At 58.8% G+C, this 12,477-nt stretch carries 11 protein-coding genes; 6 read left to right on the forward strand and 5 right to left on the reverse strand.

Annotated features, from left to right (window positions below):
* Window positions 1-80: 80 nt before the first annotated feature.
* Window positions 81-995: an MBL fold metallo-hydrolase gene (locus tag U5914_RS01430; protein ID WP_336133630.1), complete on the reverse strand. Its 915-nt coding sequence runs from the start codon at window positions 993-995 to the stop codon at window positions 81-83.
* Between the two features lie 11 nt (window positions 996-1,006).
* Complete coding sequence (locus U5914_RS01435) at window positions 1,007-2,227, reverse strand: acyl-CoA dehydrogenase family protein (RefSeq protein ID WP_336133631.1); 1,221 nt, start codon at window positions 2,225-2,227, stop codon at window positions 1,007-1,009.
* A gap of 141 nt (window positions 2,228-2,368) precedes the next feature.
* Here U5914_RS01435 and U5914_RS01440 point away from each other — a divergent pair, with 141 nt between their 5' ends.
* Together U5914_RS01440 and U5914_RS01445 are read left to right on the forward strand one after the other, a co-directional pair.
* Entirely contained in the window at window positions 2,369-3,556 is a 1,188-nt protein-coding gene (locus U5914_RS01440; RefSeq protein ID WP_336133632.1) for a thiolase C-terminal domain-containing protein, read from the forward strand.
* Window positions 3,556-4,998, forward strand: coding sequence for a zinc ribbon domain-containing protein (locus U5914_RS01445; protein ID WP_336133633.1), 1,443 nt, complete (start codon window positions 3,556-3,558; stop codon window positions 4,996-4,998). Before U5914_RS01440 ends, U5914_RS01445 begins: the two co-directional genes overlap by 1 nt.
* 3 nt (window positions 4,999-5,001) lie before the next feature.
* Here U5914_RS01445 and U5914_RS01450 read toward each other — a convergent pair whose 3' ends face one another.
* Window positions 5,002-5,790, reverse strand: coding sequence for an enoyl-CoA hydratase-related protein (locus tag U5914_RS01450; protein WP_336133634.1), 789 nt, complete (start codon window positions 5,788-5,790; stop codon window positions 5,002-5,004).
* Between the two features lie 122 nt (window positions 5,791-5,912).
* Between U5914_RS01450 and U5914_RS01455 the strand changes: the two genes are divergently transcribed.
* A complete protein-coding gene (locus U5914_RS01455) occupies window positions 5,913-7,643 on the forward strand; it encodes an AMP-binding protein (protein WP_336133635.1) in 1,731 nt (576 codons plus the stop codon).
* A 34-nt stretch (window positions 7,644-7,677) separates the two neighbouring features.
* Window positions 7,678-8,784: a 7,8-didemethyl-8-hydroxy-5-deazariboflavin synthase subunit CofG gene (gene cofG, locus U5914_RS01460; RefSeq protein WP_336133636.1), complete on the forward strand. Its 1,107-nt coding sequence runs from the start codon at window positions 7,678-7,680 to the stop codon at window positions 8,782-8,784.
* Window positions 8,785-8,803: 19 nt separating this feature from the next.
* On the opposite strand, the gene U5914_RS01465 is transcribed toward cofG, so the two are convergent.
* Window positions 8,804-9,505: an ABC transporter ATP-binding protein gene (locus U5914_RS01465; RefSeq protein ID WP_336133637.1), complete on the reverse strand. Its 702-nt coding sequence runs from the start codon at window positions 9,503-9,505 to the stop codon at window positions 8,804-8,806.
* Window positions 9,498-10,199, reverse strand: coding sequence for an ABC transporter ATP-binding protein (locus tag U5914_RS01470; RefSeq protein ID WP_336133638.1), 702 nt, complete (start codon window positions 10,197-10,199; stop codon window positions 9,498-9,500). The genes U5914_RS01465 and U5914_RS01470 overlap by 8 nt, the downstream gene beginning before the upstream one ends.
* A gap of 347 nt (window positions 10,200-10,546) precedes the next feature.
* Between U5914_RS01470 and U5914_RS01475 the strand changes: the two genes are divergently transcribed.
* Entirely contained in the window at window positions 10,547-11,422 is an 876-nt protein-coding gene (locus U5914_RS01475; protein WP_336133639.1) for a branched-chain amino acid ABC transporter permease, read from the forward strand.
* Window positions 11,419-12,456 carry a branched-chain amino acid ABC transporter permease gene (locus U5914_RS01480; protein WP_336133640.1) on the forward strand — a complete coding sequence of 346 codons (1,038 nt, stop codon included), beginning with the start codon at window positions 11,419-11,421 and terminating at the stop codon, window positions 12,454-12,456. Before U5914_RS01475 ends, U5914_RS01480 begins: the two co-directional genes overlap by 4 nt.
* Window positions 12,457-12,477 lie beyond the last annotated feature (21 nt).

A 12,477-nucleotide genomic window follows, 5' to 3' on the forward strand; every position in this document is an offset into this window, starting at 1 on the left:
CTTTCCCGAGCGTGCTTTTGTTGTGCTGCACTCGCCGAAACGTAGCGCCGCGAACGGCGGTCCTCCGAACGATGCGCCGTTCAGGTCGATCGAACCGTGACTCCGTCCTCCCAGTCGAGGACCAGCGCGCCGTCGTCGGCCATCTCCTCGAGGTACGCGAGAGCGGTTGTGGTGAACAACCAGCGGGTGTAATCGTCGACCGCCTCGTCAAGTAACCGGTCGACGACTGCCCCGAGCGTGGTCGGCGTGTTCGTGACCGCTGTTCGGACGCCTCGTCGCAGTTCTTTGCTGATTTCGAGACAGTGGTCGATAGCCTGTATGGGGTCCTCGATGACGTCCCCGTGGCCGGGGAAGAGCTGCATCGGGTCGACCTCCTTGAGTCGTTGCAGCGACGTTTCGTAGGCGGCCACACCCGCTCGGAGCGGCCCTCTGATGAAGTACCCGTGTTCGAGGACGAGGTCACCTGTGATGACCGTTCCCGACTGCTTGTGAACCAGCGCGAGGTGATGCCTGTCGTGTCCTGGTGTGTGCATCACCTCGAACGGTTCGTCTCCTAACTGGACCGTGTCGCCGTCGCTCACCGTCTGTTCGATGTCGAGTGTATGGTCAGCGAACGAGAGTCCCCTTGGCCACTCGAAGTCGACCAAGTCGTTCTCGGGGGGTAATGCGCGTTGGATCGACCGCCACTCGGTGATTACTTGATCGAGATACCCGCCAAAATCAGTGAGCACGGTCTCTGCTCCCTCGTACACCACGTGTGGAACCGTCCGCAACGTCTGTGCGGTCTCCGATCCGCCGATGTGGTCGACGTGCGGATGAGTGACGACAATGCGGTCGACATTCGTGAGTACCGTCTCGTCCAAATCGCGTTCGATTGGTGCGACCGAACCGGCCGACTTGGGGATGCTTCCAGTGTCGACGAGCGTCTCACCGATGACGTAGACGTTCGACGCACCGAACATTGGATCCCTGACCTCGAATCGTTCGTACTCCATGTGTCGTCTCGCTACAGTCCGAGTTCGCTGGCGATAGTTTCCTGCTGAATCTCCGACGTCCCTTCCGGGATGCGGAGCATCCGTGCATAGCGGAACACTTTCTGGACCGGATAGTCGTAGGTTAGCCCGTTTCCGCCGAAGACTTGGACGGCGAAGTCGGCAGCTTCGAACAGTTTTTCCGTTCCGTAGTACTTCGTCATCGCCGATTGCTTCGCGGGGTCTTCACCTTGGTCAATGAGCCAAGCTGTCCGTAGCGCGAGGTTTTCGGTTGTCGCCTGCCAAGTGGCGATATTGGATATCATCCGGCGGACGTGTTGTCGCTTGCCAATCGGCTTGCCCCAAGACGTCCGCTCGTTGGCGTACCTGATGGTCTCGTCCAAAAGGAACTGCATGAGACCGGCACAGCGGGCGCCGATTCGCGCACGGCCAGTATTGATGGTGTTCATCATGGCGAGGAATCCCTCTCCACGGTCCCCAATCATGTGTTCTTCGGGAACGCGAACGTTGTCAAATTGGACTTCGGCCTGCATCCCGTCGTTAAGCAGCGTCTGATTAATGCTCTGGACCTCAAAGCCCGGATTGTCGGTTTCGAACAGGAACGCTGAAATCTTCTCAGGGCCGTTCTCATCGGGGTCAGTAACCGCGAACACCTGCCCGAAGTCAGCATAAGGCCCGTTCGTAATCCATTGTTTGGTCCCGTTGATGACCCACTCATCGCCGTCTTTCTCGGCCGTCGTGTTCATGTCGAGTGCGTCCGACCCGGAGCTCTGTTCGGTGATGCAGAGACACGCGCTCCTTTTTCCGGCCACGAACGGTTCGAGGTACTCACGTTTGAGATCGTCGTTGAGGTGCAGCAGAGAGGGGTGCGGCCCCGGCGAGAACTCGAACATGTACCGGTTGAGCCCCATCCCGTGGGTGTAGATATGCTGTTCAATCTGTGCGATCTCCGTCGTGTTCAACCCGAGTCCACCCACGTCCTCGGGCATGTGCATGCCATAGATGCCGGCCTCCCCGGACTTGCGCCGAATCTCGTCCATCAGCTCGACCGCTTCGGGCTTCTGGCGGCCGTCTTCACCGAGTCGTCGGAAGTCCGGCTGAAGAAGGTCTTCGTGTTCTGCTTCCAGCGGATCGATCTCCTGTTCGACGAAGTCGTCTATCGTCTGCTTTATCAGCGAGACCTCTTCGCTGCTGGTAAAATCTACCATAACTCCTTCAATGTCACTTTTTGCCAATAGCGTTTGGGATTGCGGTCATCGAGTAGTGGCACGCGGGCTGGCAGCTGACGGGCCTTCAACGCCGCATTGCGATTCGGCTCCGATGACTGGGGACACGAGTAGCTATTTGTGGCCACCGCGTGAGAGTTGAGGTACAGCATGCGTGACGCGTACGTAATCGGAGCCGGACAGACGGATTTCGGTTCCTTTCCAAACGAGAGTTATCGATCGATGTTCCGCGAAGCGTTCGATGCAACCCGCGAGAGCGTCGATAGTACCGTCGACACCGACGACATTGACGAAGCCTTCGTCGGGATGGTCGGAATCGGTGGTCGTCAGATTGGCCTCGCGGGGCCGGGTGCGACGTCACACCTCGGACTGAACGGCATCTCGACGGTCCGGCTGGAGAACGCCTGTGCCTCGGGCGGGTTCGCCGTTCGGCAGGCCGTGCAGGCAGTCCGAAGTGGAATGGCCGATGTCGTCCTCGCGGGCGGCATCGAACTGATGAACGACATGTCGAGTGACGCTGCCAAGTACTGGTTCGGTGTCAGCGGTGAAATGGAGTGGGAGCGGATGGCTGGCACGACCTTCTCCGGCGTCTTCGCACAGATGGCCAGCGCTCACATGGCCGAATACGAGACGACCCGAGAACACCTATCGCAAATTTCGGTGAAGAGTCACGCCTACGGGGCGGACAATCCCCACGCCCAGCTCGGATTCGAGTGTTCACTGGACCAAGCGATGTCAGCACCCGATGTCGCGGCCCCGCTGAATCTCTACCACTGCTGTCCCATGTCCGATGGGGCAGCGACGGCCCTAATCGTGAGCGAGGACGTTGTCGACCAGTACACTGACCAGCCGGTGCGAGTCGCCGGCGTCGGCGCCTCAAGCGGTGGCATCGGGCTGTTCGAGCGAGACACATACACATCGATTCCCGCCACGAAGGAAGCTCGTGAGAAGGCCTACGCGGAGGCCGACATCGAGAATCCGGTCGAAAGTCTCGATTTCGCGGAGGTCCACGATTGTTTCTCTATCGCCGAACTCATCGCTTACGAAGATCTCGGATTCTGTGCACCCGGCGAGGGAGGGACGTTCATCGCTGAGGGACACCCAGAACCCGACGGCGACCTCCCAGTGAATACGTCGGGTGGGCTGAAATCCAAGGGCCATCCCATTGGGGCGACCGGGACTGGACAGGTCGTGGAGGCATTCAAGCAACTCACCGGTCGGGCTGGCGACCGCCAACTTGATTCGCCCCGACGTGGCCTCTGTCACAACATGGGTGGCAGTGGCGGTGCAGTGACCGTCCACGTGCTGGAGCGGGTCGACAGTGAGGTGAGCGCGTGATGTCGGGACCCGGGATTACCGGCGTTGGCGGATACGCACCGAACACTCGTCTTTCCGCGACTGAAGTCGGTGACGCGTGGGGACAGTTCGAGGCCAGCGGCATCGAACAGACGGCCGTCCCCGACGCCGACGAGGATACGCTTACGATGGGATACGAGGCCGCCAAACGGGCGCTCGACGCTGCCGACACGGACGGCGCAGCGCTCGAATCGCTCGCATTTGCAACGACTATGCCTCCGATGGCCGAGACGGAGATGACCGTTCATCTCAGCGAGTTGCTCGACCTCCCGGACACCGCCGACCTGCAACTGTACACCGGGAGCACTCGCGCGGGGTTGCAGGCGCTCGCCGACGCGCTCGTTGAATCATCGGCCACGCCGGCACTCGTCGTGGCATCTGACCGTCCGCAGGGAGAACTCGACGACGCCGTCGAACAGGCCGCCGGTGCCGGAGCCGCAGCTTTCGTTGTCGACCAAGACGGCCCGATGACAGTTCGCGACCACGCCACGTACGCCGAATCCTTCCAAGGGACGCGGTTCCGACCGACGGGGAGCGACCGGACGGAGGCCCTCGATATCACCGCGTTCGACCGTGAAGCGTTCACGTCGACGATTTCGGCGGCTATCGCCCGGCTCGATGTCGATGTCGAGATACTCGACGCAGCCGCTATCCAAGCCCCGGATGGGGGACTCCCATACCGTGCTGGCGCGGCGGCTGGCATCGACGCATCGCTCATCGAGAACGCGGCGACCGTCCACGAGCTCGGTGACATCGGGGCAGCAAGCGTCCCGCTCAGTCTCGCGCGGGCGCTGGCGTCGGGAAGCGAAACCGTGCTGGCTGCCGCATTCGGCTCTGGTGCAGTCGCAGAAGCCATGACGCTTGCAGTCGACCAATCCAGTAACGCGCCGTCAGTCGCGCTCGCCATCGACGGGGATCGCGAGGTGTCCTACACTGACTATCTGCGTCAGCGGGGCGAGATAACGTCAGGGTCACCAGATGGTGGCGGCGCATATGTTAGCGTGCCAGCTTGGAAGCGAACGCTCCCACAGAGGTACCGACTAGAAGCCGGTCGGTGCCCTGCCTGTGAGGCGCTGAACTTCCCACCATCTGGTGCCTGCAGTGGCTGCCACGAGTTGGTCGAGTACGAACCAGTCCAACTCGACTCCACGGCCACTGTGGAAGCAGTAACCGTCATCTCGCAGGGAGGTGCACCACCAGAGTTCGTCGAGCAACAGGCGCGGACGGGCGATTACACGGTCGCAATCGTTGCAATCGATGGGCCGGACGGGGACACCGCGAGCATTCCAGCACAGGTCGTCGAAACCGACCCCGGCACCCTCGAGATCGGTGACCGCGTCGAATTCACGGTACGGCGGGTCTACGTACAAGAAGACGTGATCAGGTACGGCATGAAATTCAGACCGCTGCGAGACGATCTCTGAAGACTATTCACCCGTAAATTCTGGATCGCGGTTCTCCTTGAACGCCTGAGGGCCTTCGCTTGCATCCTTGCTATCGAGGGCCTCACTCACGATGGCTTCTTCCGTGTAGAAGGCCTGCTCCATCGGGACGCTCAAGCCTCGAACTACGGCTTCCTTGATTTTCCTGACCGCGAGTGGGCCGTTCTCGGCGATCGAATCAGCATACTCGTCCGCTGCAGCGAGTGCGTTTCCCTTCTCGACCACCTTGTTGACGAGGCCCATCTCGTTTGCTTCCTCGGCAGATATCCGGTCGCCCGTCAGGAGAATCTCCATCGCGCGACAGTAGGGAATCTGTCGCGGTAATCTGGTGTGCGAGCCACCTGCGGGGGCCAGCCCCCAAGAAACCTCCGGGAGGCCAAAAACGGCGTGTTCTTCGGCGACACGGATGTCGGTCGCCTGAAGGAACTCCGTGCCGCCTGCGAGCGCGACCCCATTTACTGCTGCGATAATCGGCGTCCGAATCAGGTTGTGCTTCAACATCATGTCCTGTTCCGGGTCCTCAGCGATGCCTCGGCCAAGCGGGAAATCGCCCGAGGTAATCGCTGGAATCATCGATTTGAGGTCACCGCCAGCGCAGAACGCTTCCTCGCCCGCGCCGGTGACAATAATGGAGAGTACATCGTCGTCCTCGTCTGCTCTGTTCAACGCCTGCGCGATGTCTCCGACCATCTCCTCTGTCAGTGCGTTGCGAGCATCTGGCCGATCCAGCGTTATGTACACTCTGTCGTCGTCTTTTTCATATTGTATCGACATCTTTCACCTATGAGTTCTCCTAATCGCCATCTGCGGCGTTCACGAGTTGAATCCGCGGGCAGATAAAAAGTTGTTGTGGTGAGCTACTTTTCCAACGGCACGTTGGTTATCGACACGGCCCAGTGTATGCCTGCGGTTGCCAAGTCGGCGTCTGGTGGGCGTTGATTATAAGTACTCAAGAAGCAACGTGTTCAATCATGAAGTCGTATGAAGACTTCGCAGACTTCAGTCTCAAGTGGGAAGACCAAGAAGACTGGCTTCTCCCGAACGTACTGGAACACCAAGCAGCCGAACAGGGTGATCGTACCTTCCTGCAATGGGAGACCACTGACGAGACAGTCAGCTTCGAAGAGACGAACCGAATAGTAAACAGACTCGCTCACGGGCTCGCCGACCAAGGTATCGAGAAGGGCGACCATGTGTTGCTGATGTTGCCCAACTCGCTTGAATACCTGTACCTCTGGTTCGCACTCAGCAAGATTGGCGCTGTGGAGGTCCCGATCAACACCGACTACAAACGTCAGTCACTGAGCCATGTGGCGAACCTCACGGAAGCCCAATTCGGCATCTTCCACGAGGACTACGTCTCTCGGCTTGAACCGATCGAGGACGACCTCGAACACCTAGAAGAGGTAGCCGTCATGGGTGACAAAGGGGCGGCACCCAGCGAGGTGGGGCTGGACTTCCTCGCCTACGACGATCTGGTCTCCGACACCGAAGAGAACCCGGACGTTCACCTCGAGTACCACGACGTGACATCGATTATCATGACCTCCGGGACCACGGGGCCCTCGAAGGCGATTCAAAAGACCTACTCCCACCAGTACTTCTTCTCCGAGGAGTGCCGGAACCTCGTACAGTTGACCGAGGACGACGTATACATGACTGGCAATCCGCTGTTCCACAGCAACGCGCAGGTGCTTGTCGTCTATCCGGCCCTGATTGCCGGGGCAAAGGTGTGCCTGTTCGAGGGGTTCAGTGGGTCCAACTGGGTCGACCGACTACACGAAACCGGGGCGACGGTGTGCAACTTCCTAGGTTCGATGATGGACTTCGTCTATCAGCAACCCGAACGGGATATAGACGACCAGAACGATCTCCGATGCCTGTTCGCTGCTCCCACGGCGACCGGCATCAAAGAGGAGTTCATGGAGCGGTTCGGCATCGAGTATATCACCGAAGTGTACGGCAGTACGGAGATCTCGCTGCCCGTGTTGACCCCCTATGGCGTGGACCGGCCTGACGGGGCTGCTGGACTCCTGCTTGAGGAGTTCTATGACGTCAAGCTCGCGGACCCGAAAACAGACCAACCGGTCGAGCAGGGGAAGATGGGTGAGTTCGCTGCGCGTCCGAAGGTTCCTTGGATAACGACGACCGGCTACTACGGAATGCCAGAGAAGACCCTCGAAGCGTCGCGAAATCACTGGTTCCATACGGAAGACGGAATCCGCCGGGACGAAGACGGCTGGTTCTACTTCGTCGATCGCATCGGCGACACGCTTCGCCGGCGTGGTGAGAACATCTCGAGTTACGAGGTCGAAGAACCCATCCTCAACCACGAGGCAGTCGAAGAAGTCGCCGTCGTCGGCGTGCCGGCACCCGAGGAAGGCGGCGAAGAGGAGGTGAAAGCTTTCGTTGTGTTCAAGGACGGCGAAAGCGCGACGCCGGAAGAGCTCATCGAGTGGAGCAACGAGCGCCTCCCGGCGTTCATGGTTCCCCGGTATCTGGAATTCATCGACGAACTTCCCAAGACGTCGAACGAGAAAATCAAAAAGAAGGACCTCCGAGAGCGGGGGAATTCAGAGGACACGTGGGACCGTGAGAATGAAGATATCAGCCTTGACGAGGACTAGTTCGGCGAACCACGTCACAACCTTAGTGTACTGAATGAGATCGATTCCAGGTGCTGACCGGTACGACGTCGATATCCACATCCGCGACGAACAGGTCGAGAACCTGCTGGATGTCACGCCTGACGACGTGACAGCGCCGGCCGAGTTGACGTTCGCGAAGAACGTTTTTCTTCCCCTGACGACAGCGTGTCGCTATACCTGCACCTACTGTACGTACTTCGACGCTCCGGGAGACGCGTCATTAATGTCGCCATATGATATCCGAACGGCAGTCCGTCGTGGTGCCGACGCGGGCTGTACGGAGGCACTATTCACGTTTGGTGACGACCCGGATGACCGGTACACGGACGTCCACCAGCAATTGCGGGACTGGGGTCACGAGTCGATTCACTCGTATCTGCGAGAAGCCTGTGAAATCGCCCTCAACGAGGGGCTGCTTCCGCACAGCAATCCGGGCGACCAGACGCGCGAACAGATGGCGGAGGTCGCCGACGTTAATGCGAGTATGGGCGTGATGCTGGAGACGACGGCCAATGTGCAGGCTCACGCTGGACCGCGGTCGAAGTCGCCGGGACAGCGCCTCAATACCATCCGAAATGCGGGCGAACTCGAGATACCTTTCACGACTGGCATCCTCGTCGGCCTCGGCGAAGACTGGGAAGATAGGGCGGAGAGCTTGCTCGCGATCCGTAGGTTACACGACCGTTACGACCATGTTCAGGAAGTCATCGTTCAGCCAGTGGTCGAAAACGAACGGTGGCAGGATGGGACGCCGGCCCTTGATGTGATGCGTCGCGTGGTGGCAATGGCACGTGTGGCCCTTCCCGAGGACGTTTCCGTGCAGGTCCCGCCAAATCTGGCGCCGGTGCGTGACTTGCTGGACTGTGGAATCGACGACCTCGGCGGCGTTTCACCAGTAACTGATGACTACATCAATCCCGATTACGAGTGGCCGGCACTGCGCGAGCTCGAATCGATCGCGGAAGACGCCGATCTGCCATTGTTCGAGCGACTGCCGGTTCACGAGCGATTCCTCGAAGACGAAGAACGCGAGTGGCTGTCGCCGCCGATTCTGGAAGCGATTGCGGCCTCAGATGAGGCTGGTACTCGGTACCGTCGTGTTCTAGACCAGTCCGCATGATCGACGAAGCAGCGTGACCTCAGACTTTGACGCCGAGGTATCGCTCGACTTCTTCGGGGATGTCCTCGAATTCTGCCTTGCTGCCGGAGAATTTGATTTCGCCCTTATGAATGAGATACCCGCGATCCATCAGCTCGAGGCAGGTTTCGAAGTTCTGCTCGACGAGCAGTATCGGAATTCCAGCTTTCTTGATCTCTGCGATGAGGTCGACGATGCGTTCGACGATCTGGGGGGCAAGCCCCTCCATCGGCTCGTCGAGCATGATCAGTTTCGGATTCCCGAGCAGCGCTTGGGCGATGACGAGCATCTGCTGTTCGCCGCCGCTCAGGTGGGTTGCCTGTTGGTCCAGCCGCTCTTCGAGGCGGGGCAGGACATCGAGAACTCGGTCGAACGTCCAGTCGGTCCCATAGGTGGTGTCTTTACTCAGCTTTAGGTTTTCCCGGACCGTCAAATCAGGAAACGGCCGGCGGTCCTCCAGAGCGATTCGAATACCGAGTCGAGAGGTCGCCGCTACGTCAGTCGCCGTGATATCGTCACCTTCGAACCGAATCGTCCCGTTTCTGGGCGGTTGAGTCCCGGTTATTGAGCGGAGCGTGGTCGTCTTACCCGCTCCGTTGCGGCCGACCAGTCCGACTACTTCACCGTCTCCGACAGTCAATGAGACTCCCTTGAGAACGTGTGATTCACCATAGTAAGTGTGGACGTCCGACAGTTCAAGCATGCTGGTCCCCTCCGAGATACGCACGCTGGACGCGCTCGTCAGCCTTGATAGTTTCCGGGTCACCGTCCGCGATTACCCGTCCCAGTTCGAGAACCGTGATGACGTCCGAGACCCGCATGACTTCCTCGATGTTGTGCTCGACGAGGACGACGGCCATTTCGTCGGTCAGTTCCTCGATGAAATCCATCGTCTCATTCGTTTCTTTCGTCCCCATTCCGGCAGTCGGCTCGTCGAGGAGGAGCAATTGGGGTTCCGCGGCCAGTGCCATCCCAATCTCGAGATGGCGTTTATCCCCGTGAGAGAGAGCGCTCGCCGCAGTCTCTCGCCTATCCTCGAATCCCAGACGCGATATCAGCTGTTCCGTTTTCTCTGTAAGTGTATCGTTACTACTGATCGGCCGGAGCATGTCGTAGTAGTTCCCATGAAATGTACCCACCGCAGTCTGTAGGTTCTCGAAGACCGTTAGTGATGGATAAATATTTGATATTTGGTATGATCGGGAGATACCGAGGTAGGGTCGCTTGTGGACAGGCTCGGTCGTGATGTCCGTACCTTCGATCTCGATTCGCCCGGCAGTTGGTTCGTAGACGCCCATGAGCAGATTGAACAGCGTCGTCTTTCCCGCCCCGTTCGGTCCGATGACCGAGTGGAGCTCGTTCTCTTGAATCGCGAGATCAACCTCGTCGACGGCCACGAACTCGTTGAACTTCTTGGTGAGCCCGCTCGTTTGTAACAGCACGATGTTCGTAGTGAACGGGGACGCTAAATTAAACGTTTGGGTGCGGTGGTTCGGCGCGGATGGCGCCTGAGTGGCTGTCCCTTCTGTTATTTCTTCGTCTTCCAGAGTTAGTCTCCCCCGACCACCAGAATGTTTATTTAGCATCTCTCCGGTATGAGTAGACACGCCAATGAGAAGTGACTTCAACCAGCAGATGACGCGCGCCGATCGGGGAGAGTCGGCGTGTATCGAGACGGACAGTTCCGCGGATCAACCACACAGGGTACGAGAGCCCGAGAGACGGCTCAAATAGAGCCCCACCGATGTCAACACTATCGACTGTTCTGGAGGCGATTATCTACGGAATCTCGCTCGGGATGATTTATCTGTTAATCTCGCTCGGATTGACGCTGATATTTGGACTGATGGACGTCATCAACTTTGCACACGGCGCGCTCGTGACACTGGGAGCGTATCTCGGTCTCACGGCGTGGAACGCGTCCGGTAGTTACTGGCTCTCGCTCGTTGCGGTTGCGGTTCTCGTCGGTCTACTCGGTGCGGGCATCGAACGTGGGTTGGTGAAAAAACTATACGATGTCGATCACATCTTCCAGTTGTTGTTGACGTTCGGACTCGCGCTGATTATCGAGGGGTTGCTCATCATCCAGTATGGCGAGGGGAATCAGCAACTCAACCCGCCCGCGTTTACGGAGGGGTCCCCCGTGCCGTTTGGTCCGGCCCTCATCCCTCGTTATCGGCTATTCATCATTCTCTTCACGATACTCGTGGTGGCCGTCGTTTGGCTCACCATCCAGCGGACACGCCTCGGGCTCGTCATCAAGGCCGGGATTCAGGACCGGGAACGGACGTTATTGCTGGGCATTCGACTGGGGCGAATCAATATGCTAGTGTTCGCGGTCGGGGCGGGACTGGCCGCTATCGGTGGGTTCCTCGCCGGCCCTCTACTGGGCGTCGCCCCGAATCTCGGGACGAACCTCCTGATTACGAGCTTCGCGATCGTCATTATCGGCGGCCTTGGTAACATCCGTGGAACCATCGTCGCAGCGCTGCTTCTCGGCATCGTCTACAACCTCTCGCTGTTCTTCTATCCCCCCATCGCAAATGCGATAATATTCATCGTCATGGGTGGAGTCCTCGTGATGAAACCCGAAGGGCTGTTCGGGGAGGTCACAGCATGAGTGAGGCCGAACGGGCTGACATGTCCCGCTGGGGCAGGCTGTTCACACGCCTGTTCGAAACGCCGAGCGGTGTCTTCGGATTAATCCTCGCCATCCTCACGCTCCCACTATTCGTGAGTATCGGTCTCGCGACCGAGATTCTGATTCTCGGCGTATTCGCGCTCTCGTACAACCTCATGTTCGGATTTACTGGTCTTCTTTCGTTCGGGCACGCACTCTTTTTCGGCTTCGGGGCCTATCTTGCGGCAGGAATCATCATCGAGACTGGGCTACCCCTCCTCCCAACACTCGTCGTCGTGTTCTTGCTCGCACTCGGACTGTCCTTGGTCATAGGGTTGATATCAATTCAGTTGTCCGGAATCGCGTTCGCGATGGTAACGCTGGCGTTTGCCCAACTCGGCTACGAGGCGGTACTCAAGCTAGACGAGTACACCGGCGGTGCGGACGGGTTGCTCGGCATCTATCGTCCCTCACCGCTCGGATTGGGACTGGTCGACCTCACCGACGAGGTGATGTTCTATGCTGTCTGTGCTGGCATCGCCGTCCTCTGTGTCAGCTACACGTACCTGCTGTCGCGGTCCCTGTTCGGCCGAACGCTCACAGCCATCCGCATCAACGAGGAACGCACTGCGGCTCTCGGCGTCAACACCTATCGTGTGAAGGTCATCGTATTCACCATCGCCGGTGGGATGGCGGCGGTCATGGGCGGACTGTGGGGCATGTATATCCGATTCCTCAGTCCCCAGATACTGTACTGGTCGAACACCGGCGACGTGATCCTGTACACGCTCATCGGCGGAATGCAGTCCGTTATGGGGCCGATCCTCGGTGCCGGCTTCCTCCGGAGCGTGAATCGATTGCTCTTCGAGACGGAACCGGGATATTACAACGTCACCGTGGGGACGATATTCGTGCTGATTGTGCTGTTCGAGCGGGGCGGCTTCATCGAAATGCTCAACCGTGCTGTCCAGTCCCTCAAAAACACTGTTGGAAAGCGGTCCAAATCGGATGAGAACTCGGATTCACCGAGATAACCGCGTTCGTTCTCTTTAGTT

The organism is Natronomonas amylolytica (genome assembly GCF_037031205.1).
Classification (GTDB): domain Archaea; phylum Halobacteriota; class Halobacteria; order Halobacteriales; family Haloarculaceae; genus Natronomonas; species Natronomonas amylolytica.

Bases quoted from the DNA above. Each gene is read 5' to 3' on its own strand.
- U5914_RS01480 (WP_336133640.1), top strand. From the start codon at position 11,419: ATGAGTGAGGCCGAACGGGCTGACATGTCCCGCTGGGGCAGGCTGTTC.
- U5914_RS01450 (WP_336133634.1), bottom strand. From the start codon at position 5,790: ATGTCGATACAATATGAAAAAGACGACGACAGAGTGTACATAACGCTG.
- U5914_RS01465 (WP_336133637.1), bottom strand. From the start codon at position 9,505: ATGCTTGAACTGTCGGACGTCCACACTTACTATGGTGAATCACACGTT.
- U5914_RS01445 (WP_336133633.1), top strand. From the start codon at position 3,556: ATGTCGGGACCCGGGATTACCGGCGTTGGCGGATACGCACCGAACACT.
- cofG (WP_336133636.1), top strand. From the start codon at position 7,678: ATGAGATCGATTCCAGGTGCTGACCGGTACGACGTCGATATCCACATC.
- U5914_RS01430 (WP_336133630.1), bottom strand. From the start codon at position 995: ATGGAGTACGAACGATTCGAGGTCAGGGATCCAATGTTCGGTGCGTCG.
- U5914_RS01475 (WP_336133639.1), top strand. From the start codon at position 10,547: ATGTCAACACTATCGACTGTTCTGGAGGCGATTATCTACGGAATCTCG.
- U5914_RS01440 (WP_336133632.1), top strand. From the start codon at position 2,369: ATGCGTGACGCGTACGTAATCGGAGCCGGACAGACGGATTTCGGTTCC.